Genomic DNA, 26856 nt, shown 5'->3' with positions numbered 1-26856 from the left:
CTGGTTTTCGGCGTCGGGGGCCTGACGATCGAGAGCAAGGCCGTACGTGAGGCCAAGGCCCAGTTCACCTTGCCCGAAACGACGCCGCCCTGGCGTCAGGCCGGCCCCTCGGGCTCGATTTCGACCCAGGTCGCCGAAATCCGCCGTCTTGCCACGATCATCGACAAGCCGCTGACCGGCCACCGCGCGCTGCCCACCGATGTCCAGACCGCGTTTACGACCTGGAAGGCGCTCGACCGGCTCAACCTTCTCGCCGAGACAGCTGCCAAGCCGGGGTTGAGCGCGAAGGAGCGAACGCAACTCGCCACGACCTTCGCCAAGGGGCTGGCCGATCTCCAGACCTATATGGGCACGGCGCCATCCGATAAGTTGGAGCTGTCGTTCGGCCAGCCGGTGCGGCGTGCCGACAGCGCGGCCGTGGTGCCGGGTACCGATCGGCTGAGCGTCAGCGTCACCGGCAAGGGCGTCGTCGCGAAACGCGATGAGGTGCTGTCGCAAATGTCGGGGACCGAGCGGTTCCGGGTGACGCTGGAGCGCGGCAGCTCGATCGACACGGTGGTGATCGACCTGGGTACGTTGCCCGAGCCGCCGACGCTCGACAGCATCGCCAATCTCGTCAACCAGGCGATCGCCAACATTCCGATGCGCGATGCCAATGGCGATGTCGTGCTCGACACCAATGGCGACCCGACCCCCAAATGGAAGGTCAGTTTCGAGCCGAAGAAGACCGAAGACGGCTGGGCGATGAGCATCAACCGTCAGGGGCTGGAGACGGTGTCGATCGATCAGGTCGACGCCCCAGACTCGCTGATCGTTGCCACCGGCCGCACGGGACTCGAAACACCGACCGCCGCGCGCGTGTTGCGCATCGACGATCCCGAAGCGGCGATGACCAACAAGACGCTGGCAACGATCGAGGCGAAGGATCGCCTGACGACCAAGGCGGTGGCGACCACCACCGACGCCATTGCGACCGATGCCGATGGCTTTGCCTATGTCGTCGGCACCGCGTCGGGCGATCTCGACGAACTGCGGGCCGCCGGGACGCAGGATCTGTACCTCACCAAGATGGACAGCCTCGGCAATGTTGTCTGGCAACGCGCTTTGGGTGCCGCCGACAGCGCCTCGGGCGCGGCAGTCACGGTGGCGGAAAATGGCGATGTGGTCGTCGCCGGCACTGTGTCAGGCAATTTCGACGGGACCAGCGCCGACGCGGATATGCTCGTTGCGCGCTATGGCAGCAATGGCGACGAGATGTTCGCCAGCCGCATCCGATCGGTTGGTGAGGATCGCGCGACCAGCATCGCGATCGCCGACGACGGCGCGATCCTGGTCGGCGGGCGCGCGGGGCAGGGCGGGGGCGACGCCTTTGTCGCCCGGCTCAGCGGCACCGGCGCGGTGAGCGCGCGGGTCAAGCTCCCCGGCGCCGGGGACGAGAGCATCACGGCAATGGCGATGACCGCCGATGGCCGCCTCGCTGCCCTCACCAAGGAAGGCGCGACTTCGAAGCTGCATTTCCTCGACCCCGCAAATCCCGCGACCGTCCTGGGTACGGTGGATCTGGGTACCGCCGACGCGCGTGCCATCGCGATTGCGCCCGACGGATCGATCGCGATCGGCGGGACGACGCTTTCGGCGCTGCCCGGAGCGCAGGTCAACGGCACCAGCGGTGGCCGCGACGGTTTTGTCGCGCGTCTCGCCGCAGACGGATCGGGCATGGCGGTGACCTATCTCGGCACTGCGGGCAACGAACAGGTCGACAGCGTCGCCTTTTCCAATGGCAAGCTTTATGTGGGCGGTCGTACCACCGGCGATCTCGGCGGGACGCGCAGCGGTCCGACTGATGGCTTCGTCGCGCGGATCGATCCGGCGACGGGCGGAATCGAGAAGATCACCCAGTTCGGCCAGCCGACCTTGCGCACCGAACCGGTCCGCCTCGCCGCCTCACAGGGCGGGACGAGCAAAGTCGATGCCCTCGGCTTCGGGCGCGGTGTGGCCACCCCCGACGGGTCGCTCAAGCTCACTACCGGGACCAGCCTGCGCGCGGGTGACAGCTTCCAGATGCGCGTCGCCGGTGGCGTCCTGCGCACGATCACGATCGGCAAGGACGAAACGCTGACCACGCTGGCCGACAAGGTGCGCAAGATCACCGGGGCCAAGGCGCTGGTGACCACGCCCAGAAAGGACGATGGCGCGATGCTGCGCGTTTCGCCCAAGGCGGGGGTCGATATCGAGTTTATCGCCGGTCCGGCGGGCCGCGACGCGCTCGAAAAGCTCGGCCTTCCCGCCGCACGCGTATCGGGCATGGAACCGCTCGACCCCAAGGGGCCGCGGGTGCGCCCGGGCGGCAGCTTTGGCCTTGGCCTCAATCCGTCGCTGTCGATCGCCGACACCAAGTCCGCGAAAGAGACGCTCGCCAAGCTCAAATCCGCGCTGTCCATGTCCCAGACGGGTTATCGCTCGCTATATTGGGATGATACCAAGCTCGCGATGGTCGAGGGCGCCCGAAAGGGCGGAAGCACCGCGCGCGAACAGGCGCAGCTCGCCAACTACCAGGCGGCGCTGAGTCGGCTCGGCTCCGGTCCCTCGACTTCCATAGGGTTCTGAAACCATGACCGACCTGATCGGCGGGATCGCCCGCAACATGAAGCACCTCTCGGAACGCCAGCGGGTGATTTCCGAGAATATCGCGAACAGCGAAACGCCGGGTTTCAAGGCGCGTGACGTGCGCACGCCTGACTTTAGCGACCTGGTCAATGCCGGTGCCAGCAGCGCCGGGATCGCGCGACCGCGGGTTCAGATCACCGGCAGCATGGCCGCACTCGGCGCGCGCGCGCCGATTTCGGCGGGGAGCATGATGCTCGATGCGAACACCAGCGAGACCAAGCCCGACGGCAACAATGTGACGCTGGAAGATCAGTTGCTCAAGATGGGCCAGATCCAGGCCGACTTCGCCGCGATGACCAGCCTCTACCGCAAGAGCCAGGGACTGATGCAGTCGGCGCTTGGCCGCAAGGGCGGCGGCTGACACCGTTTCCGAACACACAAAAGGGGGCCGTCCCGGCTGGGGCGGCCCCTTTTTGTTTGCCGGTCCCGAGGTTCAGGCCGCGTGGCGCAGTCCGGGTGCCGCATCGTCCTCGAGCGCGAACCGCTCGGTCAGCCGTGCCAGCGCGCGTGCCTCGTCGGACAGGGCACGTGCGGCTGCATTGCTTTCCTCGACCATCGCCGCATTCTGCTGGGTGAGCTCGTTGAGCGTGGTGAACGCCGAACTGACCTCACTCAGCGCGCTGGCGTGCGATCCGTAATCCTCGGCCATGCCGGTCAGCAGCCGGTGGACGCCCTCGACCACCTGTTCGATGCCGTTGAGTGCACCATCGACCTGGCCGATCGCGGTGACCGCATTCGCCACCTGATCCTGGGTAGAGGTGAGCTGTTCGCGCGCGCGTTTGGCCTCTTCCTCCGAGCGCATCGCGAGCTGGCCGACAAGGTCGGCGACCACCGCAAATCCGCGCCCGGCCTCGCCCGCGCGTCCCGCCTCGACGGCAGCGTTCATCGCAAGGACGCGGGTCTGGAACGCGATCTTGTCGAGCCCTTCGATGACACCGTCGATACCCCTGGCGCTCACCGCAACCTGCTCCATCTGTTGCACTGCGCCGTCAGTGACGCTGCGGCCTAGCCGTACGCTGTCGATCGCCTCGTCGGCGCGTTCCACAGTCTCACGCACGGTGGCGTTGCCGTTGCTCAGCCGCGTGTCGATCTGGACGATGGCGGCTGAAGCCTCCTCGATCCGCGCGCTGGTGCGTTCGCTGCGCGCGGCGAGATCACCGGCGGCGTGCGCGATCTGTGTCGAATTGCCGTCGAGCTGTGATGCTCCGCTCGACACCGCTTGAACCAGCATGCGCAGCGACTCGATCGCCTGGTTGAAGTGCGCTTGAATTGCCGCATAGCTCACCGGCATCGTGCCCGCGATGCGATGATAGAGTTCGCCCCGGCTCAGCCCCTCCAGCCCGCGTGCCAGCGCGGCGGTGGCGCTTTCGAGTTCGGACATGCGCAATTCGCGCTCGGCGGTGATTGCGGCTTCGGTTGCACGCTGCGCCGCATCCTTCTGCGCGACCGCGTCGAGCAGGGCGACGACGCGCGCGGAGATGAAGACCAGCGCTCCGGCTTCGGCCAGCAGAATCGCGGCGTGCATCAGGATGCGCACGATCGATGTGCCGCCAAGGAACACCCAGTCGGGCACCGCCATGCCAAGGATCAGGTGATGTACCGCGACGACCAGCGTGGCGCCGATGATCGCTCGCCAGTCGCACAGCACTGCGGTGATCGCGAGTGCGGCAAAGAACGCCATGTGCAGGTCGACCTGCCACGCCATGCCGCGAAACGCGAACAGCATCAGCGCGGGGATCGCGACGACCGCCATGCTGACGGCGATGCGCGCGGTGCTGTCGGTCGCACCCTTTCTCCAGAGCCAGGTGGGGTAGGCGAGCAGTGCGACCAGCGCGATTGCGACGGTCACAAAGCTGTCGGCACCGGTCACCAGCATCCCTGCGAGCAGCGCGACCGACAGGGCGGCGGCAACCGCCATCACCAGCGTCAAACCCGCCTTGCGGATTGCATCTAGCGTCAGCTCAGTCATTCCATCCGTTCCTTCCGGTGCAGCCCACAGGCCGCGCGGCGAGTACGATGGCGCCGTGGCTCCACGTCTCCCGCATGATTGCATCCCTGTTTCCGGTGACGATCAGCGATCCGCGCACCGGTCCCGTGCCGAGCAGATCCGCATCGGCGCGAGCAATCCAGTCGATCATCTCGGCCTGACGCGCAGGCATGACCGGCACGATCAGCATCGCACCCGTGCGCGGGGGAGCGGCCGTGGCGATCAACGGAACTGCGAGCGGCACCGCCAGCGCGGCGATCAGACCGGGCTTCAAAAGCTGGCGTTGACCGAGATCGGCACCGCCACCCCGGTTCCCGTCATCGCGCCCGACGCGCCATAGGCGGCGCTGCCGCTACCGTGGCGGCGGCGGGCGTCGGCGGCGATTTCCCCCATCATTTCGTTCGACAGGTCGATCTGGCGCTTGAGCGTCGCGCCGTTGGTGGCGCAAATATCGCGCAGCTGCCCGGCGAGCGTTGCCAGCTCGGCGCGGGTGTCAGCGTCCAGCGCCTCGCGCCAGGCGGGGTTGGTCCGGTCGAGCCGTGCGACTTCTGTGTCGACCGCGCCGACCAGGCGGGACTTGGCCTGGACCAGCTCGGCGATTTCGCCGCGACGGCCATGCTGAAGCAGCAATGTTTCCTCCGCGCTGATCGACGCCAGTGAGCGGAACAGGTCGAGGAGTTCAGTTTCCATCCGGATTGCCCCCTGGAGCTTGATGATCTGGTCCATGACTGCGGGCGCGAGGCCGATGCCGCCCTTGGCGGCGATCGCGGTCCCCAGGTTCTCGGCGAGCACGCCGCGGAACATCTGTTCGCCATGCCCGCCGGAAAACTCGCCCTCCTCGACGCTTTCGAGCATCAACTGGGTCATCTGGCCGATGAACACCGCTTCGAACGCCTGCGCGGTCTCCTTGCTCTTGGGTTTGGGGACGCTGGGCGCGGTGCCGGTGGTCGCGGCGGCGGGTGTGGAAAGGGGGCTCATCATTGCACCTCGATGTCGGCCTGGAGCGCGCCGGCGCTCTTGATAGCCTGAAGGATGGTAATCAGGTCGCGGGGGCTGACGCCGAGCGCGTTGAGGCCCGCAACCAGCGCGGCGAGAGAGGTTTCGCCGCCCAGCGTTCCGAGCGAACGACCGGTGCCGTCATCGACCGTGACCTGGGTGCGCGGCACGACCTGGGTCTGGCCCTGTGACAGCGGCGCGGGCTGCGACACTTGCGGCGATTCCGCGACGCTGATGGTCAAGCCGCCCTGCGCGATCGCGACCGGGCTGACGCGGACATTGGCGCCCATCACCACCGTGCCCGAGGCTTCGTTGACAATCACCTTCGCCGGCTGATCGACACGGACCGGCAGGTTTTCGATCCGCGCGACCAGGTCGACCACCGATCCGGGAAAGCCGGGGCCGGGCTTGATTTCGACCGTCGCGGGGTCGAGCACCTCGGCGGTCCCCGCAAAGGCCCCGTTGATCGTGCCCGCAATCATGTTCGCGGTGGTGAAATCGGGATTCTTGAGCGCCAGCTTGAGGCTGGTCGAGCTGCGCAGCGCAAAGGGTACTTCGCGCTCGATGATCGCGCCATCCGCGATTCGGGCAGAGGTGGAGACGCCACGGCTGATGCTCGCCGCCGCGCCCTGTGCCTTGAAGCCGGAGACCGAGACCTGGCCCTGCGCGACCGCGTAGATTTCGCCGTCGAGTGCACGGAGCGACGAGGCGATCAGCGTCCCGCCCTGAAGACTGGTGGAATCGCCGATTGCGGATACGGTGACGTCGATCCGCGATCCAGCGCGCGCGAAGGGCGGCATGGTCGCGGTGATCGATACCGCCGCGACGTTCATCGTCTTGAGCTGCGATCCGCGCACATTGACACCCATCCGCTCCAGCATCGCCTGCATCGATTCCTCGGTGAAGGGGGTGTTTCGCGTGCGGTCGCCAGTGCCGGCGAGGCCGACGACGAGGCCATATCCGACCAGCTGGTTGGGGCGGACATTCTCGATATCGACGATGTCCTTGATCCGGTGCGTGCTGTTCGCAGCGGCAGTGCCGGGCACCGCGAGCGCGAGGGCCAGCATCAGGAGTGTCAAAATGCGCATAAACCTGTCCATCGTCTCCGGAACCGCGTTAATCTTCTTATAGAAAGGGAAAGGCCCTTCCGGTCTTCGCGGAGAACAGAAGCAGTGCGTATCGAGGGTGTCCCGATGCCGGTCCAGATGGTGCTCAATGCACTGTCGAAGTCCGACGCCGCCCTGCGCCTGACGCTCCCGAAAATGGAGATGCCCGAAGCGCCCCAGCAGGGGCAGCAGGCCGCCCCGACCTTGCAGGCATCGACCACGGTCCATGTCCTGCTCGCCGCAGCCACCGCATTGGAAACCCCGCAGGAAAAGCGCCGCCGCGAGGCGCGCCCGGCCGCACGCGGGCTCGAGATTCTCGACCAGCTTCATGCTGCGGGGGTGAAGGGCGTGCCCGAGGAAAAAGCACTCGATGCGCTCGCTCAATGGGCGGCCGCGTTCGAGATGCCCGAAGACCCAGCGCTCGCCGACATCGCCCGCGAAATCGAGCTGCGCGTCCGCGTCGAGCTGGCGAAGCACGACCGCACGGTCTGACCCCGAATCTCAAGAGAGATGGTTAACGGGTGATCTGCTGGCTCACCTCCCTCCAACGGAGGGGACATTGAATGTCGTACAAAGCTACGCTCCACCCCGTGCCAGCTTCATCACATAGCTGATGACCTCGGCCACCGCCTGATAATGCTCCAGCGGGATCGGGTGGTCGATCTCGGCGCTGGCGTGCAGCGCGCGGGCAAGCGGGCGGTTTTCGACCAGCGGAACCCCGTTGGCGGTGGCGATCTCGCGGATCTTGAGCGCGATGGCGTCGGTGCCCTTGGCCACCACGATCGGCGCGTTCATCGCGCCGTGATCGTAACGCAGCGCGACCGCATAATGGGTCGGGTTGGTGATGACGACAGTGGCGGTAGGGACCGCCTGCATCATCCGCTGGCGCGACCGCTTCATCCCGATCTGGCGCATCCTGCCCTTGACCTTGGGATCGCCCTCCTGTTCCTTGTGCTCGTCCTTCATGTCCTTGAGGGACATCATCTTCTGCTTGGTCCAGTTGTGCCGCTGGTAGATAAAGTCGAATCCGGCGATCGCTGCGACCAGCACGACGACGATGACGAGAACATTCCACACCATGGTCTGCGCCAGGTCGATGATCGTGCCGGGGCCGATCCCGACCATCTTTTCGAAACCGGGTAGAAAGGGCCAGAGGATCAGCCCGCCGATCCCGGCGACAGCGATCAGCTTGGCGAGCGTCTTGGCGAACTCGACCAGCCCCTTCATCCCGAACATGCGCCCGAAACCGGAGATCGGATTGATCTTCGACCATTTGGGCGCAATCCGGCTGAAGCTGATCATCGGGCGCCCGGACATCAGACCTCCCAGCAGCGCGAAGCCGAACAGGGCCCCGAGCAGCGGAAGGATGCCCATGGCGACCTCGCCGAGAATGAAGCCGCCGAACGCCTGCGCTCCCTGGGGCTCGAACAGAAAGCTGTCGGCGCGGCCCCAGATGCGCGCGAGCGATCCGGCGAGGTTGGAGATCGCGTGCGCGCCGAGTCCTCCGGTGACGACGACCAGCCCGGCGAACATCGCGGCCTGGCGCATCTCCGGTGCCATCGGCACATCGCCCTTTTTCCGCGCATCGTCGATGCGCTTCTGACTGGGGGCGAATGTTTTCGAGTCCTTGTCTTCCGACTCCGATCCACCGGCCATCGCGTCAGCTCCAGCCCATGTTCATCCACGCCGCGATGCTGTTCGCGAAGGTGACGAGCGTCGCCCCCAAGGTCGCGGCGGTAATGGTGATGCCGAGCAGCAGGTTGAGCGGCTGCGCGATGAAGAAGACCTGCAACGCCGGCGCGACGCGCGCGACGAGGCCGAGAACGGTGTTGAACACGATGCCATAGACCAGCAGCGGCGCGGCGAGCGAGACGCCGAGCGCGAGCGAATTGCCCGCGACGCGCACCGCAAGGTCAGCGAAATCCTGGCTGTTGGGAATGGCCCCGATCGGGAACAGGCCGTATGACTTGATCAGCGCACCGATCCACAAATGGTGGACCGCCATCGCGAAGCAGACGACCGCTGCGGCGACACCCACGAACCGCGACAGCAACGGTGCCTGCCCCGACTGGCCGGGGTCGAACACTATCGCTGAGGTCAGTCCGATCTGAAGGCTGATCAGCGACCCGGCGATCGAGATCGCCTGGTACATCATCCGCATGATAAGGCCGAGGCCAATGCCGACCAGCAACTCGGCGACAAGGATCGCGGCAAGCTGAAGATCGGTGACCGCCGCCATCGGGATGACCTTGGCCGACAGAAAACCCCACAGGCCCAGCGTCATGCCCATTCCCGCGAACAGGCGGATCTGCGCGGGGACGGCGTCTTCGGAAAAGACCGGCAGCAGCATCAGTACCGACCCGACCCGCGCGAACAGGATGAGGAAGGCGGTGGCGTGCAGCGGCAGGTCTTCGATCATCGGCGCGTCAGCCGCCCTGGACGATCTTGTCGCCCAGCACGTGCATGAAGTCGCCGAGCGCGGAGCCGATCATCGGAAAGCTGAGCAGCAGGGTGATCCCCATGATGATAATCTTGGGCACGAAGGTCAGCGTCTGTTCCTGGATCTGGGTCAGCGCCTGGAGCAAGCCGATCGCGACGCCGGTGAACAGCGCGGCGAACAGCAACGGCCCGGCGACGGTCAGCGTCAGGATCAGCGCGGCGCGCCCGATCTCGATGGCGGCGTTCGCGTCCACTAGATCTGCATCCGCATGATTTCGGAATAGGCGTTCACGACACGGTCGCGCACCGCGACCACGGTGTCGAGCGCGACTTCGGCGGCGCCCATCGCGGTCACCACGTCGATCAGGTCGCCCTTGCCTGCGATCTGGCGCGCCGATGCGGTCTCGGCGGCCTTGAGGCTCGATGTCGCATCGCCGACCATGCCCTGAACGAGTTGGCCAAAGCCACCCGCGACGGGGGCGTCGGCCGCGCCGGGACCGCCGATGCCGGGGCCGCGCGAGAGCGGCGAGATGCCGGCGGCACGGCCATAGGCGCTGGCGGCGTCGAGTGCTCCGATGGACATGGCTGCGATCCTTATTTCAGCAGGTCGATGGTGCGCATCGTCATGCCCTTGGCGGCTTCGATGGCGCTGAGATTGGCTTCGTAAGAGCGTTGTGCGGCCTTGAGGTCGGCGGTCTCGACGAGCCCGTTGACGTTGGGCATGTTCACATAGCCCTTGGCGTCGGCAGCGGGGTTGCCCGGCTGATAGACGCGCTGGAACGCGGACTTGTCGGTCGCGACCCCCTTGACCGATACCTTGGTCGCGCCGGTCGCGCGATCCACCTCGGCGGCAAAAGTTGCCACGCGACGGCGATAGGGGTCGCCGCCCGGGGTCTGCGACACCGAGCTCTGGTTGGCGAGGTTCTCGGCGATCACGCGCATCCGCAGCGACTGGGCACGCAGGCCCGAGGCGGAGACCGAGACGGCACTTTTGAGGTCCATGTTCCCAAATCCGGCGCGGCGGGCAGGAATTGCCCCCGACGCTTTCCTTATAGGCAAGTTTTTCCGGGTCGGTCGGACCGGGGGCAATTTCTGCCGCCTATAAACATCGCATGACGAACACGCAGGGGAATGCCGTGCTCAACGATATCATGGTCGAACTGTCGATCGTGCTGGGGTCCACCCGGCTGCCGATCCGCGAGGTGCTCAAGATGAGCCGCGGCGCGATCGTTGCGCTCGACAGCACCGACGCCGATCCGACGCTGATCTACGTCAACGACACGCTGGTCGCGCGGGGGCGGGTGATCGTGAGCGGCGAGCACATGTCGATCGAGATTTCCGAAGTCCTCCCCGCGAGTGCAGTCGCATGACCGCGCTCGCCCTGCTGCGCATGTTCGGTGCGCTCGCCATGGTGCTCGGCCTGCTTGGTGGTGCGCTGTGGGCGGTGCGTCGCTTCGACATCCGCCTGCCCGGACGGCTCGGAACGGGCGGCACGCCGGACAAGCGCCTCGAAGTGGTGGAGCGGCTGACCGTCGATCCAAAGCGCTCGCTGCTGCTCGTGCGCCGCGACAATGTCGAGCATCTCGTACTGATGGCACCTGAGGGCAACGTCGTGCTGCATGAGGCGCGCACCGACGCGCCCGCGCTGCGCCTGCTCGACGCGCCGGCACCCCAGCCTGTCATTGCCGCGTCGGTCGAGGCCGCGCCGGTGGCGATGACCCCGATGTTCGACGCAGCCCGCGACGGCGGTGACGATGCCGGATCGACCGCGTTCCTCAGCAACCTCGAACGCTTCCAGAGCTTCGCGAACGCTCGGATCGCCGGACATGCCTAAGCTGCTGCGCTACGGCATCGCGGCGGTCCTGCTGCTCGCCCCTGCCACTGCCGCCGCTGCAGCGGGCGCGGGGGCCGGCGGCTCGCCTCTGGATCTGGCGGGCGGGTCGATGAGCGGTAAGGCGATCGGCATGGTCGCGCTGCTCACCGTGCTCAGCCTCGCGCCCGGCATCCTGATGACGGTGACCTCGTTCACCCGCATCGTCGTCGCGCTGTCGCTGCTGCGTACGGGCCTTGGCGCACAGGGCGTGCCGCCGAACCCGGTGATCATCAGCCTAGCGCTGTTCCTGTCGATGTTCGTGATGACGCCAACTCTGGAGTCGGCATGGACAGCGGGGATCAAGCCTTATACCGAAGGCAAGATCAGCGAGGACGTGGCGTTCGAAAAGACCGCCGCGCCGTTCCGCAAGTTCATGCTGAGTCAGGTTCGCGACGACGATATCGCGTTGTTCAACGGTCTTGCCGCCGAACCCGCCAAAACCCGCGCGGAGGTGCCGCTCGGTACGCTGATCCCCGCCTTCATGATCTCCGAACTGCGGCGCGCGTTCGAAATTGGCTTCCTTCTACTGTTGCCCTTCCTCGTCATCGACCTTGCCGTTGCGGCGGTCCTGATGGCGATGGGCATGATGATGCTGCCACCAACGACGATTGCCTTGCCGTGCAAGATCATCTTCTTCGTGCTGGTCGATGGCTGGGCACTGGTCGCGGGCAGCCTGATCCGAAGTTTCGGGTCGGGGTAGAGTTCCTCTCCCTGGAAGGGAGCGGCTAGGGGTGGGTTTGCGGCGGACGAAGCTCGATGCCTCGTCCGCCGCTTTGCCGTCAAGGCACCAAGTCTGTTCGGCGCGCAGGCGCGCGCAGCCACTCCCCGACCCCTCCCAGCACGCAGGGAGGGGGATAGAGCTAGTCCCGCCGCCCGAACCGGCTCGCGGGATTGATCAGCCAGGCCGACAGCGTCTCGAACCGCAGCGGGGTCAGGAACTGCAACCCTGCGGCGTCCTCGCGCTGCCAGCGGATCGCGGCGTTGACCGTCCCCAGCTCCGGGATGTGGACCGACAGCGTCCCCTGGGTCAGCGGACGGTTGAGTCCCTCGACCCGCATCCCGAGCTGATTGATGTCGCGCAGCGTCGCGGACAGGCGACGCCCGTCGCATGTCACCAGCACCGCGCATTCGGTCTCCAGCCGCGGCAAGCGGTTGTGCCAGCCCTTTTCCTGTGGCGACGGCTTCAGGATCAGCTCCGCCGGAACCGGTGACAGAAACCGCAGCCCGCAAGCACCGCCCTGTGCCCAGGCGACTTCGGCCTCAAGCAGTTCGGCCCCGCGCAGCTCCAGTTGCACCTTGTCGTCACGCGACAGCGGCAACGCGCATTCGACGCGCGCGCCATTTTCGGAGATGTTGCGGACGCGGCACACCACGTCACCGCGCGGGGTTACCAGCCGCCCGACGAGCAGCGTGGTGACGAGGCGTGTATCGCCGCCGCTGCGGCGGTCATTGACCGCGGCGGAATCGGCTTCCCAGGATTGCGGACTGTCGCTGTACATCATGCCGGCTCCGCCTTGGTGATCGCGACCTTGCGGATCTTGCCCGGGCCGACTGCTTCGCGCGCGGCTTCGATGACGACGCGCCGGAAATTGTCCAGATCGGGCAGCATGCCGTCGGCGCCCGCAGCCAGGGGAACCTTGAAGGTGCGCAGGTTGATCGCATGCTGCAGGAAGGGGAGGCGTGCGGTTACCGCCTCGGCCTCGCCCTCGCCGACTTCGAGCTGGACCTCGAACGTCGCATAGCCCGACAGCTTGCCGTCCTTCAGAACGAGCGGTGCGGTCATCGGCGGCAGCGCGACGAACGTGCCCGGCTCTTCCACTACCGGCTCCGGCTTGGCCGTGGTCGCCCCGGCCGGGGTGCCGAGAAGAAAGTTGGTGGCATAGCCGCTTCCGGCGCCGATCGCGCCGCCCGTGATCAACAGGACGAGGGGGAACAGGATCTTCTTCATTGTCCTCGGCTCACAGCTTGAAACTTGAATCGGCAGGGGTGGCGGGGGACTCGCCCTTGACGATGATCGTGATGCGGCGGTTTTCGGCGCGACCTGGCTCCCCCGGATAGATGGGCTGGCTTGCGCCGCGCGCCATCACGCCCGCGATGCGGTCTGCGGTGATCCCGCCGCCGAGCAGCACCGTGCGCGCCGCCAGCGCACGCTCGCCCGACAGCCGCCAATTGGCCTCATTGTCGCCGCCTGCGCCGTCGGTATGCCCCTCGATCGTCAGCCGAGCGCCGGACTTGACCAGCTTGTCGGCGACCGCGCCGAGCTGACGGCGGGCAAAATCGTTGAGCTGGGCGGTGCCCGGGCGAAACATCGGCTGGCGCACGCTGTCCATCAGCGTGATGCGCAACCCGTCCTCGTCCGACTCGATCTTTTGCTGGGCGCTTTCATCGCTTGCGATGGCGTCGAGCGAGATGCGCAGTTCCTGCGCAAGCACGCGCATCGTCGCGTCGGGGATCGTCGCGGTGCCGCCGCGCGCGGTGCCGATGCTCTGGGCCTCCATCGCCGGGACGCCGGCCGCCTTGGCCTGGTCGGCGTTCCTGGCGCGGCCATGCCCGCCCGATCCCGACTGCGCGCCGCCTGCAGCGCTGCCTGCGCTGCCCACCATCGGCGGACCGGGCGAGAAATACTCGGCCAGCCCCTTCAGCTTTTCCTTTTCGGGGGTGCTGATCAGCCACAACAGCATGAAGAACGCCATCATCGCGGTCACGAAATCGGCATAGGCAACTTTCCACGCGCCACCATGATGGCCGCCGACCACCTTCTTGACCTTTCGGATGACGATCGGTCGGGTATTGGGGGCGTAGCTCGCCATGATCAGTGCGCCGCGTGCAGAGCGGCCTGGAGCCGTTCATGGATCTGGCCGAGCCGAACGGGTGCGATCGCGCTCTGGGTACAGGCGCCCGCAGCCAGCCGGTCGAGCACCGCAGCGCTTTCCTCGGTACACTGGACCAGCAGGTCGAACGCCTGGAGCTTGTCGAGGTAGCGGTCGACGAAATGCTCGTCGGAAACCAGCGCCTCGGCAAGTTCCTCGATCAGCACCCGCACATGGCGCAGCTCGCCGGCCACCGCGCCGTGCAGCGCGCTGATCAGCCGGTCTTGGCCGGTGCCGGGGATCTTGCTCTGGTCGTGCATTGCTAAACCCTTCAGAAGAGGTCGATTTCGCCGCCATGAGCGGGCATTTTGGGCGGCAGGGTGACGGGCGGCGGCTCGGCGACATAGGTGCACCGGATCTTCCCGTCATAGGGCCGGAACTCCACCTTGCGCGGCTGTGTGCCGCCAGTGTCATTGAGGCCGATGGCGATCCCTTCGGTCTGCAGAAAGCGCAGCGCGAAGGCGGCGTTGGCCGTCCCGATCCCGCCCAGGCCGGCGATGATGTTTGCGCCGCCATAGAGGTGCGCGCGCAACTGCGACCGTTCCGACCCGGCCTTCATCATCCCGTTGATGAGCAGTTCCATCGCATGCACGCCATAGCGTTGCAGCTCGGACTGGCTGACCTTGTGATCCGGACTCGGCTCCCCCAGCAGGAAATGATTCATCCCGCCGATGCGTGCACGGGCGTCGTGCAGGCATACGGCGATGCACGATCCCAACAGGGTCGAGATCACGGTCTCCGGTTTGGAGATGACCGCAAACTCGCCCTGAATGATCGTGATCTTGCTGGCGGTCGCGACGGTCATGTCAGATCGCCGAACACGCGCTCGATCTTTTCCTTCAGCGCTGCCGGCGCAAAGGGCTTCACGAGATAATTGTTGACCCCCAATGCCGCCGCCTTCGCCACGACCTCACGGTCGGACGATCCGGTGAGCATGATGAACACGGTCTTGGCGAGGACCGCGTCGTTGCGGACGGTCTCGAGGAATTCGAGGCCGTCCATCTCGGGCATGTTATAGTCCGAGATGATGAGGTGAACGCGATCGGCGCGCATCGCGGACAGCGCTTCGGGCGCGGTCCCCTTGTCGCGGATGTCCTTGAACCCAAAATCCTGAAGGGCGCGACGAATCATCGCGCGCATACTCGTCTGGTCGTCAACGACCATGACTCGGATAGCTGACGCGGCGGGCATTTAACGCTCCTGATGCTTGCCGCGCGAAGCGGCGAGGATGGCACCTGCCATAGAGGACAGGCTGGTTTCGGTTTCGACTGCGCCGGTCAGGAGCGCCGCACGCGGCATTCCCCACACGACGCAATCGTCTCGGGACTGGCCAAAGGTGCGCGCACCGGCCTGGCGCATCGCCAGCATGCCGTTCGCGCCATCGCTGCCCATGCCGGTCAGGATCGCGGCGACCGCCGACCTGCCCAGCTTGGCAACCGAATCGAACAGCATGTCCACCGACGGGCGGTGGCCGTTGACCGGATCGGCTGCGACCAGCTTGATGCGGCCGCGTGTGCCGCCGTCGAGCACCATGTGATGCGACCCGCCCGGCGCGATATAAACCGTGCCGCGCTGGAGCTGCGCACCGTCGGTAGCCTCGACCACCCGCACCGCGCAGCCGCGGTCAAGCCGGGCGGCGAAGCTGGCGGTGAATGCAGCCGGCATATGCTGGACGACGAGCACCGGCGGGCAGTCCTGCGGCAGTTCGCCCAGAACGTGGAACAGCGCTTCTACGCCCCCGGTCGAAGCGCCGATCGCAATCACGACATCGCGGAACGGCGGCTGGCCCGGGGCCGGGGCAGGGGGCTGGCGCGTCGCGGCGGGCGCGGGCTGGCCGCGGCGCGCTTGCGAGCGTGCGGCACCCTTCACCGTCGCGCGCAGTTGCTCCGCGCCCAGCGCCAACTCGACCGGGCCGCCCGCTGGCTTGGCGATGCAGTCGACCGCGCCGAGGCGCAGTGCCTCGATCGTGACCTCGGCACCCGCCGCCGTCAGGGACGAGCACATGACAACCGGCATCGGGCGCAGCCGCATGATCCGCTCAAGGAACGACAGTCCGTCCATCCCCGGCATTTCGACGTCCAGTGTCAGCACGTCGGGGTTGAGCTCCTTGATCATCTCACGCGCCGTGTGCGGCTCGGGGGCCGCCCCGATCACCTCGATCTCGGGGTCACCGGACAGGATGCGCGTCAATGCCGCCCGCATCGACGCGCTGTCGTCGACGATCAGTGCACGGACCCGGTTCATGCGGCACCGTCCGTGCGCTGATAGATCGTGTTGCCACAGCTTTTCATCCGCGCCACCGCCGGGCCGATCAGCCGCTCGCTGTGACCGATGTACAAATAGCCGCCGGGCTTGAGCAGCTCGACCAGGCGCGCCTCAAGCTCCGCCTTCGCAGTATCGTCGAAATAGATCATCACGTTGCGGCAAAAAATAGCATCGTAGCGCTGCCGCATCGGCCATTCGCCGAACAGGTTGAGCACCCGCGCCGTCACCAGCGCACGCGCCGCCTCTGCCATGCGATAGCCGCTGCCTTCGGGCACCATCCACGCCTTGCGATAGGCTTCGGGTACGCCGTCCACGCCCTGCGCGGCATAGAAGCCTTCGGCACAGGCGTTGACTACCGGCTCCGAGATATCCGTCGCCAGCAGACGGATGTCGCGGTTGCGCATCCATTCCGCCTGGGCACGGTCGGTGCCCATCAGCGTCATGGCCAGCGTATAGACTTCCTCGCCGCTCGAGCAGCCGGCCGACCAGATCCGCACGGGCGCGCGGCTCGGATCGCTCTTCAGCTTCGGCACCAGCACATCGCGCAGATGGTCGAAGTGATGGCTCTCACGGAAGAAATGCGTGTGGTTCGTCGTCAGCGCCGTCACCAGCAGCCGCAGTTCCTCCGCATCCTTCTCGGCAAAGGCGATATAGTCCTTGAACGACGCCAGTCCGCGTTCGCGAAGGCGGCGCGACAGGCGCGAGTGCACCAGCACCTTCTTCGTCGATGGCAGGCTGATGCGTGCCTCGGTCATCATGATCCGCGCGATTGCCGCGAACTCGCTGTCGCCCAGCGGCGGAGCACCGTCGGACAGCAGCGGGTTCATGGGCGCAGGCGCCAGCGACGTGCTCATATCAGGCAGCCAGGTCCAGGTGACGGGTGATCGACAGCGCGTCGAGATCGAGCAGCAGCACCATCTGGGCGCTCGGCTCGCTTCCATCGCGGGCGCGGGCGGTGATCTGGACCAGGCCCGAGATCACGTTCGATTCCTGCAGTTCGACATCGGGTGCCGCCTGAATCGCGCTTTCCTGGATCGCGACGATGTCATCGACCTCGTCCACCAGGAATCCGGCCTGCTTGCCCGCGATGTTGACGACCAGCACGCACGAACGCGCGTGGATCTCGCTCGGGGTCCAGCCGAGGCGCTCGGCAAGACCGACCACCGGCACCACGGTGCCGCGCAGGTTGGTGACGCCCAGGATGTAGCCGGGAACGCCGGGCAGCGGCGTCGGCTCGGCCCATTCGCGGATTTCGATCAGCGAGCGCATGTCGATGCCGAACGCGCGGTTGCCCAGGGTGAAGGTGACGATCTTGATCTCGTCGGCAGGGGTTTCTTGGTCGTTCATGCTGCGAGTCCTCTCAGGAGGTTGCGGGTCTGGCCGGCCGGGGCGACGAGCGCCTCGACGTCGAGGATGAGTGCGATCGAACCGTCACCCAGGATGGTGGCGCCGCCCAGACCGCGGATCGGGTGGAGATTCTGTTCGAGGCTCTTGATCACCACCTCGCGGCGGTCGTCGATCGTGTCGACGAGCAGGCCGACGCGGCCGGCGCTCTCGCTCTCGACGATGATGACCAGGCTTTCGTGCACCGGTCGATCTTCGTTGGCGTGCAGCCCGAACACCTGGGTCAGGCGGCGCACCGGGAGATAGTCGCCACGGATCTCGATCACTTCGCTGCCCGGCGTGGTCGCGCTGACCTGGCCCGGCTCGGGGCGGATTGCCTCGATCACGGTGGCGAGCGGGAGCACGAAGCGCTGTCCGGCAAGGCGAACGACCATGCCGTCGAGGATTGCGAGGGTCAGCGGGAGGACCAGCGTAAAGCTGGTTCCCTTGCCCGGAACCGAAGCGATCTCGACCCGGCCACCCAGCGCCTCGACGTTCGAGCGGACAACGTCCATGCCCACGCCGCGACCCGAAATGTTCGAGATCGTCGCCGCGGTGGAGAAACCGGGGGCGCAGATCAGCTGATCGATTTCCTCGTCGGTCAGTACCGCATCGGGGGGGACAATACCCTTTTCGATTGCCTTGGCGCGGACCCGGGCGCGATCGATGCCCTTGCCGTCGTCTGACACGGTGACGATGATCCGAGCACCCTTCTGTTCGGCGGACAGGACGATCGTACCCTGGGCCGACTTGCCGGCGCGCAGACGCTCCTCCGTGCTTTCCAGCCCGTGATCGACCGCGTTGCGGATGAGGTGCGTCAACGGGTCGCCGATCTTCTCGATCACGCCCTTGTCGACTTCGGTCATCTCGCCGAACGTCTGCAAATTCACCTGCTTGCCGGTCTCGGCCATCAGGTCGCGCAGCATCCGCGGCACGCGGCTGAACGCCTGTTTGATCGGCTGCGCGCGCAGGCTCATCACATTGTCCTGAATCTCGCGCGTCAGACGGGCGAGTTCGGGCAGTTCGACCCGCTCCTGATCCTTCGCGCTCAAGCGATCGGACAGGATCGAGTTGCGGATGACCAGCTCACCGACCAGGTTGAGCAGCATGTCGAGCTTGACCAGGTCGACGCGGATCGTCTGCGAGCCCGAGTCCCCGGCGGGCGGGGGCGCGGCGGGCACGACGGCCAGCGTCGGCGCAGCGGCGGTGGCGGCAGCGACCTGCTCGATCAGCGCGCGCGCATCGTCCAGTCGCTCGGTGCGGGCTTCGACCTGCGGAGCAGCCTCGACCATGGGCGGCTCGACCCGCGAGATCGCGATGTGCGAATCCGGTGCGACAAAGTCGAACGCATCGTTGATACGGGCTTCCTCGGTCCAGCCGGGCAGCTCGATCGTCCAGCGCAGATAGGCCATTTCGGGGTCGAGGTCGCGCAGGCTGGGCAGCGCGCTGCTGTCCACGCCGACGACGCGGCCGCCATTGTCCTCGAGTTCGCGGATGACCAGGATCGGCTCGGCACCAGCGGCCATCGCGTCGCGCGACGGGCCGAATTCGACGCGCCAAACGGCTTCGGCCGCGGCGGCTTCCGGCGTGGCCGGGGCTTCCTCGGCAGCATCGAAGTCGAAGTCGAGCGCAACCGCGACGGGCTCGAAGCCGAACGGATCGACATCCATCGGCGCGGCCTCGACGACGGGCGCAACTTCGACCGGCGCGGGCGCGGTCGCGGCGGGCGCGGCCTCACCATCGAGGATCGCCTGGATCGCATCCAGCGACGCAGCGTCATCGGGCAGCGGCACCGTGCCCTGCGACGCACCGACATGGTCGGACAGGACATCGAGCGCCGACAGCATCACGCCGACGGTTCCCGGGGTCGGGTCGATCCGGCCCGCGCGCACTTCGTCGAGCAGGTTTTCGAATTTGTGCGCAAAGGCGGTCAGCGCGACATGGCCGAATGCACCCGCGCCACCCTTGATCGAGTGGACCGCGCGGAACACCGCCGCGATCGTGCCGGGCGACACGTCGCCCGCCTGCATCGCCGACAGCCCCTGTTCGGCGGCAGCCAGCCCCTCGGCGCATTCTTCAAAGAAGATCGCCTGGATATCGTCCATATCGTCGCTCATGGGCAGACGCGGCGGATCGCCGCTCCCAGCTTTTCGGCCTCGAACGGCTTGGTGATCCAGCCGGTGGCTCCGGCTGAGCGGGCGCGTGCCTTCTTCTCGTCCGAGAATTCGGTCGAGAGGACCAGGATCGGCGTGCCACGGAATTCGGGCAGGCCACGCACCGCTTCGATCAGCTCGAAGCCGTCCATTTCGGGCATGTTGATGTCGGTGATGAGCAGGTCGGGCTTGACCTCCTGCATCCGCTCCAGACCGTGGCGACCATCGTTGGCGGCCTCGATCTTGAACCCCTGTGCGCTGAGCGATGCCTTGAGCAGCATGCGCATGCTGGCGGAATCGTCGACGGTAAGAATCAGCTTGCTCACGATTGCATTTCCTCTGTCTTGCTCAGGCCCAATCGGTCGCTCAGACCAAGCGCCTCGATCCGGGCCAGGAAAGCGGGGCTGGGGTTCAGGATGTGGAAGCGGTTCCCGTCCGCTTCGGCCTCGGCACGCGCGGCCAGCAACAGCTGCAGCACGGCCTGGCCGACGCTTTCCACGGCGCTCGCGTCGACGATGACGCCGTCGCCGAAATCGGCGGCGAGCACGAGGCGGACCCTCAGCTCCTCGGCGGTGACGGTGACGCCATGTACGGGCAGTTCGACGACCCCGCCCGGCGACGGGGCGAGTTCAAGCTGGTTGGGCTGCGAAGTCACTCTTTGCCTCCTCAAGCGCGGTTTCAAGTTGCTGGAAGCTCGGCGCCTTGTCCGAAGGCGTCGCGCGACGGGCGATTTCGATCGCCACCTGGGTCGGCATGCCCTGGGCGTGCGCGACGATGGCGGTCTTGGCGATGGTGAAGGGTTTGCAGTCGGCCTCGATCACCTGACCCAGCTTGGAGGCCAGCGGGCCAACGAAGCAGTAGGACAGCAGCACGCCGAGGAAAGTGCCGACCAGCGCACCGCCGATCATCGCACCCAGGATCTCGACCGGCTGGTCGATCGACCCCATCGTCTTGATGACGCCCAGCACTGCGGCGACGATGCCGATCGCGGGCAGGCCGTCGGCCATCTGCTGCAGCGCATGCTGCGGGTGCATCTCGTGATGGTGGTGCGCCTCGATATCGTTTTCCATCGCCTCGGCGATCTGGTGCGGATCCTCGAAATTCACCGTCATCATGCGCAGATAGTCGCAGATGAACTCGGTCAGGTGATGGTCGGCGATCAGGCGCGGGAACCGGCTGAAGATCGGGCTGTCCTTAGGCGAATCCAGATGCGGCTCGATCGCGGTCGCGCCGCCCTTCTTGAACGCCGACAGCAAGCCGAACATCAGCGTCAGCAGGTCGCGATAGTCGCTGTCCTTCCAGCGACTGCCCTTGAACGCCTTGCCGATGCCCTTGCCCGCGGCCTTGACCACGGACATCTGGTTGGCCACCAGAAATGCACCGATCGAAGCGCCCCCGATCGCCATCATCTCGTGGGGCAGCGCGTGGAGGATAACCTCCATCTTGCCGCCAGCCATGATGTAGCTGCCGAAGACGCAGATCATGATGATGATGAATCCGACGCCGTTAATCATGACGTTGGCGGTCCCCTGCCGTGTTCGATGTTCCCGTGGATTATAGGCCGGGGGCAGGGGCGGCGGACGCAGCTGTGATCTTTTACGTATTTACCACACGCAATGTCTCGAGCGCGACCGAAGCGGCAGCAAAGCTTCTAGATAGAGGCAAACGCGAACGAGGAATCTGCATGTCGCTTAGCGCCTATCAACGTGCCCGCACGCTCGTCGAAACTCCCCGCGCCACCGAACAAAGATTGATCCGTGACGTTACCGCGGCGCTGATGGAGGCGCGCGACCTGGGCTATGCCGGTGGCAAGCTGATGGACGTGCTGCACTGGAACCGCGAGATGTGGGACACGTTCGCCAGCGCCTGTGGCGCGCCCGGCAACGGACTTCCCGATGCGCTGCGGGCGTCGATCATTTCGATCGCTCTGTGGGTCAATCGCCATGCGAGCGAAGTGATGAAGGGTCGCGAGTCGATCGAGCCTTTGATCGAGGTCAACCGCTCGCTGCTCGAAGGACTCGGCGAAGGCCGGATGGCGGCGTGATCCGCCTTTAGCGGGCCGGTGTCGAAGCGGCTGAGTTGATCGAACGCTACACCGGTGCAGCAACCTCCGCAGCATAAGCGAGGCGCAGCGCTTCGGACAGGCTGCTGACGTCCAGCTTTTCCATCATGTTGGCGCGATAGATTTCCACCGTGCGCGGTGACAGGTCGAGCTGATGTGCGATCACCTTGTTCGGTCGCCCTTCGATCAGGCCCATCAGCACTTCATGCTCGCGCGGTGACAAACGGGCGATCCGCTCGCGCGCCTGTTCGCGCCGCTCGGCGATGCCACTGGTCTCGCTGAACCGCGCGAACGCCTCATCCAGCAGATTGAGGAGATGATGGGGGTCATAGGGCTTTTCGAGAAAGTCGGTCGCGCCCGCCTTCATTGCCTGGACCGCGAGCGAAATGTCACCCTGGCCGGTCAACATGATCGTGAGGAACTTGGCGGTGCGGTCCTGCAGCTCGCGCATGACCTCAATCCCGTTGCGTCCCGGCATCTGGAAGTCGAGCAGCAGCACGCCGCCGTCGCTCGGTTCGATATTGTCGAGAAACGCATCGCCCGATGCGAAAACGCGGATCACCAGATTGGGGCGTTCGGACAGCAATCCGTGCAGCGATTGACGGACGGCCTGGTCGTCGTCGACGATATATACGCTCTGCATCACTCCTCCCCCAAACTCCGCTCGATACCCGGGACTGTAAAGCGGAATGTGGCGCCGCCCTGGTCGTTATTCTGCGCCGACATCGTTCCCCCGTGCGCTTCCACGATCCTGCGACAGATCAGCAGGCCAATACCCATACTGCCCTCACCCTTGGTGGAATTGAACGGAAGAAACATCTGTTCGAGAATCGGTTTCGCCAGACCTGGTCCATTGTCGGACACCGAAAACTCGATACGGTCGCCGTCCAGCTTACGGGTCGCGACGCGAATGCTGCGCTGGTCTGCCGCGGTTGCGCGTAACGCCTCCAGCGCGTTGCGCATCAGATTGACCAGAACCTGTTGGATCTGGATCTTGTCGGCGAACATGTACGGCGCCTCTGGTGCAAGATCATAGGCTACCGATACGTCCAATCGCTGCGTTCCCACAAGTACCAAAGCGCTGGCCTCGCGAATTGCAGTTTCGACCGCTTCTACGCGCAGGTCGACATCGCGGCGCGATACGAAATCGCGCAGCCGCCGAATGATCTCGCCCGCGCGCAACGTCTGCTCGCGCGTCGTGCAGAGCTGGGCGAGGAGGCGTTCATAGATCGGGTCGGGAACCTCATCGCTTTCCAGGATGACTTCGGCGGTTGCGATATGGTTGGCGATGGCGGCGAGCGGCTGGTTGATTTCGTGCGCAAGCGCGGCGGCAAGCTCGCCCATCGCGTTGATCCGCCCGATCTGCGTCAGTTCGTTCGCCAGTTGCTCCAGCCGCTCCTCGCCGCGCAACCGTTCGGACAGGTCGGTGATGAATCCGGTGAAGACGCGATTGTCCTCATACACCGCTTCTCCGACATGCAGCTCGATCGGGAACTCGCTGCCATCGGCGTGCAAGGCGGTCAGGATGCGCGGCCGCCCGATGATCCGACGCTCGCCCGTGCACAGATAGCGTTCGAGGAACGAGTTGTGCCGAAGGCCGAAATCGTCGTTCATCAGGATCGACACGTTAGAGCCGATCACATCGTTCGCGGCATGGCCGAACAGCCGTTCCGCGGCCGGGCTGAAGCTCAGTATCCGTCCATGAATGTCGATCACCAGCATTGCGCTGGGAACGGTTTCCAGGATCGATCGCATTTGCGCCTCACGCGCGGCGAGTTGCGTCGTCTGCTGCACGCGATCGGTGACGTCGATATTGACGCCGACGATGCGGGCAAGGTGACCGTCGTCGTCATAGAAGCAGCGCGCCGACCCCTCGATCGCGCGCACCAGTCCGTCCGGCAGGCGCAGGCGATAGAAGAAACTGATCTGGTCCGCCTTCGCCCATACCGCCGCGTCGAGGCGCTTGGCGAACAGGTCGCGGTCCTCGGGCAGGATCGCCTGCTGCCAGCTGTCATAATCGCCGAGTGTCCCGGAAGGCAGGCCCAGAAGCGGCTCGGTATCGGCGAACCAGTTCAGCTTGCCGGTTGCGACCTCCCATTCGAAGATACCGATCTTGTGCGCCTCGGCCGCGAGCAGCAGCCGCACGTCGCTCTCTGCCGTTGCACTCTCCGCACGCAACAATGGGCTCAGGTCGGTAGCCGACAGGACGGTGACGCTGCCGCGCAGGCGGTCCTCGACCTGCTGCTCATGTTCCAGAACCTGAAGCTCGCGCCCGTCCCGGGTGATCTGGACCAGACGACGTTGGGGCCACGCGCCTGCGCCGGGGTCAGGTGTCGCGCCGGCATCGGCACCTTCCGCCGCGCGGCTGTGGAGCAGGTCCGTCTTGATCCGGCCGATCGCTTCGTCTTCGGTGAACCCGTACAGCGCCTCGCACCCCTTCGACCAATGGATGATGCGACCGTCGGCGTCGAGCATCGCGATCGGCTGGGCATCCAGCGTCTGGGCATAGATGCGCAGCGTCGATCGTTGGCGGGTCAGCCGCGCGATTGCCCATAGCAGCACGGATCCGACGATCAGCGTATTGGCGAGCATTCCCCAGATTTCGGCACTTTCGGGGAAGTCGCGGTCGCCGAAAAAGACCAGGTCCACGGCAAGCACAAGTGCGGGCGCAACCATCAGCGCCGGGACCGCGCGCAGCGGCATCGGCCACTCCTCGTCGCTCCCCGCCTGATAGCCGGACAGCGCCCGATCGGTGGCGGTGAGCAGCAGCCCGACACCCAGCAGCAGTTCGGCGACATTGGTCAGGATCGGAATATGCCAGGGCTGGACCAGACCGCCGCGGACTTCGGTCGCCAGGATCTGTCCGGCCAGCAACAGCAATGCAAAGCTGATGACCAGCGCCGCGACAAGGGCGGCGATCGGCGCGCCTTCGCGATCATTGCGGAACAGGATGATCGTCGCCACGCCGAGCAGAAGGATCAGCATGCAGGACACCGGGCTGCCGCCGATGTCCGTAAACAGGGACAGCGCGAGCAGTTGCAGCGCGAGCAGCGTCACCGCGATGCCCACCGCTCCGGCGCGCGTCGGCGGCACCCAGTCGCGATTGCGCACGCTGAGCGCAAGCAACGTGGCGGCAAGCAATAGATTGGTGGCCAGCGCAGGAGGCCAGGCTGCAGCGAAGCCGGGCAGGGGCGAGCGCATCACCGGTACGTCCAGTGCCCACCCCAATATGCCGATGATGCAGATCAAGCCCGCCGCGACGAAACAGCCCGCAGCCACGCGGCCGCGCAACGACCCCCCTTGGGAACCAGAGACCGTTTGGCGTCACGCTTCCCCCATTACAGCCTCAACGCGGTTCAGGCCTACAGTCTTACCCATAATGGATGAGGTTACAACCGCTTACACAAAGCGTGCGGCGACGACAGCATGGGCTGTGTCTTGATTTAACTCACTGATATGAAGGGATTTTTGTGGAAACAGGCTGTGTCCCGTCAAGGTGCCATCCATTCCGGTCGCAACCGCCAGGATACGAAAGCCGCCGGGCTCGCGCACTGCGGCCAGGCCGCCGGCGATCGGATAGCGATCAGGGTCGATGAAGAGAATCGCCTGACCGGGCAGCCCCGCGCCCAATGTTGCGCGGCATAGCCGCAACGCGATGACGTGCGCGCCACACCCTGGCGGTACCTGAACCCGCTCGCCAGTCTCCTGATCGAGGATCAGCCCGTCCGCGCCGGCAAGGCCACGCACCGGGATTGTCGCCATGCTGTCGGGCATGGCCCCCGGATGAGGCGGGGCAGAGGCCTCCGGGGTGACGGCCTCGCCGCGAAGTTCGGCGCGCAAAGCTGCGATCCGCTCGCGCGTGCGGCGCATGCGCTCCGCTGGGTCGCTGACCGAGGACATCCAGGGGTCGAGATCGCCGGCACGGTGCAACTGATCGATCCGCGCCCGCAGCGCCGTTTCGTTCGCGGTGTCGAACAGGGCGGCGATTGCCTGGCGCGTGGGCGCGTTCCATTCCTCGAAGCTGCGCTGAGCGTTCTCGATGCGCGACAGGTTCACCGGCGCGATCTCGTACCGCTCGGCGATCATCTGGATCGTCAGCCCACGATCGGTTGAGCGCAAGTGCCGAACCGCAGCGGCGAGCAGGACCGCGAAGCGTTCGCGCTCCAGATCCAGCATCGGCATGTTGACGAACGGGGTCGCCCAACTTTCGATCGAGAACCCGTCGGCGTCGACGTCGACCAGCAGTGCGTCGGGCGCGACGCCGAGGACGTTGGCGATTTCGACCAGCTCATGCGCCCGCGCCGTCACCTCGCCGCGCTCGATCTTGGACAGGCGGATATAGGTGATACCGGGCAGCCGGTGGGACAGGCCGATCAGCTTCTGGTGGCCTGCACGGCGGCGATAGTCGCGGATATGGTTGGGAAAGACGAAGCCACGATAGGGGTCGACCGGCACATTGGCCGGACCGGTCGCAGCCAAAAGCTTGACGGGCGCGTCCATATCTCGGTCTCCTATATCCCGATGGATATAGGATAGCAGGCATCCCAGACGCTTCCAAGCATATTGAATTGAAAGAACTATCCGGCCTGACGCGCGGTCGAGCGAGGCGGGTGCGAGATCAGTGCCCAATTGCCGGAGGGGTCAAAGCGACGCAGCGCGACGAGGCTCCCCGGGCGGGCGATACGACGGTCGAGCCAGCCCGGCGCGAGCGGCCAGGGATCTTCCGGTGCTACCGCGACGCCGGTGCCGTCGGTGATCAGGCCGATGCTGTTGGGAGCCATTCCAACTGGCCAGCGTTGGCGGACACGTTCCAGCAATTGCCGGGCGAGCCGTTCGCACGACCGCGCATTGCGTTGGGCGGCGATGTCGTGACGCTTCAGCCAGCGATCCCAGCTCGCGCCGAAATTGCCGTTGGTGCCAATGCCCCAGATCGCAATCAGGTGCCCCGAATGGTCAAGCCAGTAGCGGGCGTTGTGACAAAATTCCCGGGACAGGTCGTCCAGGCCCGGATCGATGAACGGCATGAGGCCGTCGGCGCTGCCCTGAGCGGTCATA

General features: G+C 65.9%; 33 protein-coding genes. 7 read left to right on the top strand and 26 right to left on the bottom strand.

Going from position 1 to position 26856, the window contains the following annotated elements:
• Nucleotides 1-69: 69 nt before the first annotated feature.
• Both LRS12_RS00325 and LRS12_RS00320 read left to right on the top strand, forming a co-directional pair.
• Nucleotides 70-2607, top strand: a complete 2538-nt coding sequence (locus LRS12_RS00325; protein WP_257842777.1) for a hypothetical protein — start codon at nucleotides 70-72, stop codon at nucleotides 2605-2607.
• Nucleotides 2608-2611: 4 nt separating this feature from the next.
• On the top strand, nucleotides 2612-3028 hold the full coding sequence (locus LRS12_RS00320; protein WP_257842776.1) for a flagellar basal body protein: 417 nt from the start codon (nucleotides 2612-2614) through the stop codon (nucleotides 3026-3028).
• Between the two features lie 72 nt (nucleotides 3029-3100).
• Here LRS12_RS00320 and LRS12_RS00315 read toward each other — a convergent pair whose 3' ends face one another.
• From LRS12_RS00315 to LRS12_RS00300, 4 genes are all read right to left on the bottom strand, one after another.
• Nucleotides 3101-4636 carry a methyl-accepting chemotaxis protein gene (locus tag LRS12_RS00315; protein WP_257842775.1) on the bottom strand — a complete coding sequence of 512 codons (1536 nt, stop codon included), beginning with the start codon at nucleotides 4634-4636 and terminating at the stop codon, nucleotides 3101-3103.
• Nucleotides 4629-4844, bottom strand: coding sequence for a hypothetical protein (locus tag LRS12_RS00310; protein ID WP_257842774.1), 216 nt, complete (start codon nucleotides 4842-4844; stop codon nucleotides 4629-4631). Before LRS12_RS00310 ends, LRS12_RS00315 begins: the two co-directional genes overlap by 8 nt.
• An 80-nt stretch (nucleotides 4845-4924) precedes the next feature.
• Nucleotides 4925-5632: a rod-binding protein gene (locus LRS12_RS20205; protein WP_374579974.1), complete on the bottom strand. Its 708-nt coding sequence runs from the start codon at nucleotides 5630-5632 to the stop codon at nucleotides 4925-4927.
• The gene (locus LRS12_RS00300) at nucleotides 5632-6717 is read right to left on the bottom strand and encodes a flagellar basal body P-ring protein FlgI (RefSeq protein ID WP_257842773.1); all 1086 of its coding nucleotides are present in this window, start codon (nucleotides 6715-6717) and stop codon (nucleotides 5632-5634) included. Before LRS12_RS00300 ends, LRS12_RS20205 begins: the two co-directional genes overlap by 1 nt.
• A gap of 105 nt (nucleotides 6718-6822) precedes the next feature.
• On the opposite strand from LRS12_RS00300, the gene LRS12_RS00295 reads away from it, so the two are divergent.
• Nucleotides 6823-7248 (top strand): flagellar assembly protein FliX, encoded by a 426-nt coding sequence (locus LRS12_RS00295; RefSeq protein WP_257842772.1) that lies wholly within the window; start codon nucleotides 6823-6825, stop codon nucleotides 7246-7248.
• 84 nt (nucleotides 7249-7332) lie between these two features.
• Here LRS12_RS00295 and flhB read toward each other — a convergent pair whose 3' ends face one another.
• Genes flhB through flgC form a run of 5 tightly spaced genes read right to left on the bottom strand, consistent with a single transcriptional unit; the run spans nucleotide 7333 to nucleotide 10197 of the window.
• Nucleotides 7333-8412, bottom strand: a complete 1080-nt coding sequence (flhB, locus tag LRS12_RS00290) for a flagellar biosynthesis protein FlhB (RefSeq protein WP_257842771.1) — start codon at nucleotides 8410-8412, stop codon at nucleotides 7333-7335.
• A gap of 4 nt (nucleotides 8413-8416) precedes the next feature.
• Nucleotides 8417-9175, bottom strand: a complete 759-nt coding sequence (gene fliR / locus LRS12_RS00285; protein WP_257842770.1) for a flagellar biosynthetic protein FliR — start codon at nucleotides 9173-9175, stop codon at nucleotides 8417-8419.
• A 7-nt stretch (nucleotides 9176-9182) separates the two neighbouring features.
• Nucleotides 9183-9449, bottom strand: a complete 267-nt coding sequence (locus tag LRS12_RS00280; RefSeq protein WP_257842769.1) for a flagellar biosynthetic protein FliQ — start codon at nucleotides 9447-9449, stop codon at nucleotides 9183-9185.
• A complete protein-coding gene (locus LRS12_RS00275) occupies nucleotides 9449-9778 on the bottom strand; it encodes a flagellar hook-basal body complex protein FliE (RefSeq protein ID WP_257842768.1) in 330 nt (109 codons plus the stop codon). The genes LRS12_RS00280 and LRS12_RS00275 overlap by 1 nt, the downstream gene beginning before the upstream one ends.
• Nucleotides 9779-9789: 11 nt before the next feature.
• A complete protein-coding gene (gene flgC / locus LRS12_RS00270) occupies nucleotides 9790-10197 on the bottom strand; it encodes a flagellar basal body rod protein FlgC (RefSeq protein ID WP_257842767.1) in 408 nt (135 codons plus the stop codon).
• Nucleotides 10198-10307: 110 nt separating this feature from the next.
• On the opposite strand from flgC, the gene LRS12_RS00265 reads away from it, so the two are divergent.
• From LRS12_RS00265 to fliP, 3 genes are read left to right on the top strand one after another with little or no spacing between them, the layout of a single operon-like run.
• Nucleotides 10308-10565 carry a FliM/FliN family flagellar motor switch protein gene (locus tag LRS12_RS00265; RefSeq protein ID WP_257842766.1) on the top strand — a complete coding sequence of 86 codons (258 nt, stop codon included), beginning with the start codon at nucleotides 10308-10310 and terminating at the stop codon, nucleotides 10563-10565.
• Entirely contained in the window at nucleotides 10562-11029 is a 468-nt protein-coding gene (locus LRS12_RS00260) for a flagellar biosynthetic protein FliO (protein ID WP_257842765.1), read from the top strand. The genes LRS12_RS00265 and LRS12_RS00260 overlap by 4 nt, the downstream gene beginning before the upstream one ends.
• Nucleotides 11022-11768, top strand: a complete 747-nt coding sequence (fliP, locus tag LRS12_RS00255) for a flagellar type III secretion system pore protein FliP (RefSeq protein WP_257842764.1) — start codon at nucleotides 11022-11024, stop codon at nucleotides 11766-11768. Before LRS12_RS00260 ends, fliP begins: the two co-directional genes overlap by 8 nt.
• 160 nt (nucleotides 11769-11928) lie before the next feature.
• Here fliP and LRS12_RS00250 read toward each other — a convergent pair whose 3' ends face one another.
• From LRS12_RS00250 to motA, 13 genes are read right to left on the bottom strand one after another with little or no spacing between them, the layout of a single operon-like run.
• A complete protein-coding gene (locus tag LRS12_RS00250) occupies nucleotides 11929-12570 on the bottom strand; it encodes a PilZ domain-containing protein (RefSeq protein WP_257842763.1) in 642 nt (213 codons plus the stop codon).
• Nucleotides 12567-13016, bottom strand: coding sequence for a hypothetical protein (locus tag LRS12_RS00245; RefSeq protein ID WP_257842762.1), 450 nt, complete (start codon nucleotides 13014-13016; stop codon nucleotides 12567-12569). The genes LRS12_RS00250 and LRS12_RS00245 overlap by 4 nt, the downstream gene beginning before the upstream one ends.
• A gap of 10 nt (nucleotides 13017-13026) precedes the next feature.
• Nucleotides 13027-13878, bottom strand: a complete 852-nt coding sequence (locus LRS12_RS00240; RefSeq protein ID WP_257842761.1) for a flagellar motor protein MotB — start codon at nucleotides 13876-13878, stop codon at nucleotides 13027-13029.
• 2 nt (nucleotides 13879-13880) lie between these two features.
• The gene (locus LRS12_RS00235; RefSeq protein ID WP_257842760.1) at nucleotides 13881-14198 is read right to left on the bottom strand and encodes a hypothetical protein; all 318 of its coding nucleotides are present in this window, start codon (nucleotides 14196-14198) and stop codon (nucleotides 13881-13883) included.
• Nucleotides 14199-14209: 11 nt separating this feature from the next.
• Nucleotides 14210-14743: a chemotaxis protein CheD gene (locus LRS12_RS00230; protein ID WP_257842759.1), complete on the bottom strand. Its 534-nt coding sequence runs from the start codon at nucleotides 14741-14743 to the stop codon at nucleotides 14210-14212.
• Entirely contained in the window at nucleotides 14740-15129 is a 390-nt protein-coding gene (locus LRS12_RS00225; protein WP_257842758.1) for a response regulator, read from the bottom strand. Before LRS12_RS00225 ends, LRS12_RS00230 begins: the two co-directional genes overlap by 4 nt.
• The gene (locus LRS12_RS00220) at nucleotides 15130-16182 is read right to left on the bottom strand and encodes a chemotaxis response regulator protein-glutamate methylesterase (protein WP_257842757.1); all 1053 of its coding nucleotides are present in this window, start codon (nucleotides 16180-16182) and stop codon (nucleotides 15130-15132) included.
• Nucleotides 16179-17057 carry a protein-glutamate O-methyltransferase CheR gene (locus tag LRS12_RS00215; protein ID WP_257842756.1) on the bottom strand — a complete coding sequence of 293 codons (879 nt, stop codon included), beginning with the start codon at nucleotides 17055-17057 and terminating at the stop codon, nucleotides 16179-16181. Before LRS12_RS00215 ends, LRS12_RS00220 begins: the two co-directional genes overlap by 4 nt.
• A gap of 1 nt (nucleotide 17058) precedes the next feature.
• A complete protein-coding gene (locus tag LRS12_RS00210; RefSeq protein WP_257842755.1) occupies nucleotides 17059-17550 on the bottom strand; it encodes a chemotaxis protein CheW in 492 nt (163 codons plus the stop codon).
• The gene (locus tag LRS12_RS00205; protein WP_257842754.1) at nucleotides 17547-19703 is read right to left on the bottom strand and encodes a chemotaxis protein CheA; all 2157 of its coding nucleotides are present in this window, start codon (nucleotides 19701-19703) and stop codon (nucleotides 17547-17549) included. The genes LRS12_RS00210 and LRS12_RS00205 overlap by 4 nt, the downstream gene beginning before the upstream one ends.
• Nucleotides 19700-20065 (bottom strand): response regulator, encoded by a 366-nt coding sequence (locus LRS12_RS00200; RefSeq protein ID WP_257842753.1) that lies wholly within the window; start codon nucleotides 20063-20065, stop codon nucleotides 19700-19702. Before LRS12_RS00200 ends, LRS12_RS00205 begins: the two co-directional genes overlap by 4 nt.
• Nucleotides 20062-20394: an STAS domain-containing protein gene (locus LRS12_RS00195; RefSeq protein WP_257842752.1), complete on the bottom strand. Its 333-nt coding sequence runs from the start codon at nucleotides 20392-20394 to the stop codon at nucleotides 20062-20064. Before LRS12_RS00195 ends, LRS12_RS00200 begins: the two co-directional genes overlap by 4 nt.
• A complete protein-coding gene (gene motA / locus LRS12_RS00190; RefSeq protein ID WP_257842751.1) occupies nucleotides 20369-21253 on the bottom strand; it encodes a flagellar motor stator protein MotA in 885 nt (294 codons plus the stop codon). Before motA ends, LRS12_RS00195 begins: the two co-directional genes overlap by 26 nt.
• Before the next feature lie 170 nt (nucleotides 21254-21423).
• On the opposite strand from motA, the gene flaF reads away from it, so the two are divergent.
• Nucleotides 21424-21783, top strand: coding sequence for a flagellar biosynthesis regulator FlaF (gene flaF, locus LRS12_RS00185; protein ID WP_257842750.1), 360 nt, complete (start codon nucleotides 21424-21426; stop codon nucleotides 21781-21783).
• A gap of 46 nt (nucleotides 21784-21829) precedes the next feature.
• On the opposite strand, the gene LRS12_RS00180 is transcribed toward flaF, so the two are convergent.
• From LRS12_RS00180 to LRS12_RS00165, 4 genes are all read right to left on the bottom strand, one after another.
• Nucleotides 21830-22444 carry a response regulator transcription factor gene (locus LRS12_RS00180; protein WP_257842749.1) on the bottom strand — a complete coding sequence of 205 codons (615 nt, stop codon included), beginning with the start codon at nucleotides 22442-22444 and terminating at the stop codon, nucleotides 21830-21832.
• Nucleotides 22444-25092 (bottom strand): PAS domain S-box protein, encoded by a 2649-nt coding sequence (locus LRS12_RS00175; protein WP_257842748.1) that lies wholly within the window; start codon nucleotides 25090-25092, stop codon nucleotides 22444-22446. The genes LRS12_RS00180 and LRS12_RS00175 overlap by 1 nt, the downstream gene beginning before the upstream one ends.
• A gap of 108 nt (nucleotides 25093-25200) precedes the next feature.
• Nucleotides 25201-26301 carry a helix-turn-helix domain-containing protein gene (locus tag LRS12_RS00170; RefSeq protein ID WP_257842747.1) on the bottom strand — a complete coding sequence of 367 codons (1101 nt, stop codon included), beginning with the start codon at nucleotides 26299-26301 and terminating at the stop codon, nucleotides 25201-25203.
• Between the two features lie 77 nt (nucleotides 26302-26378).
• Nucleotides 26379-26855 (bottom strand): hypothetical protein, encoded by a 477-nt coding sequence (locus LRS12_RS00165; RefSeq protein WP_257842746.1) that lies wholly within the window; start codon nucleotides 26853-26855, stop codon nucleotides 26379-26381.
• Nucleotide 26856 lies beyond the last annotated feature (1 nt).

The sequence above is a fragment of the Sphingomonas sp. J344 genome (genome assembly GCF_024700005.1).
In the GTDB taxonomy this organism is placed as follows: domain Bacteria; phylum Pseudomonadota; class Alphaproteobacteria; order Sphingomonadales; family Sphingomonadaceae; genus Sphingomonas.
Note: the sequence above shows the minus strand (reverse complement) of the source record. Positions and strands in the feature narration are given on the sequence as shown.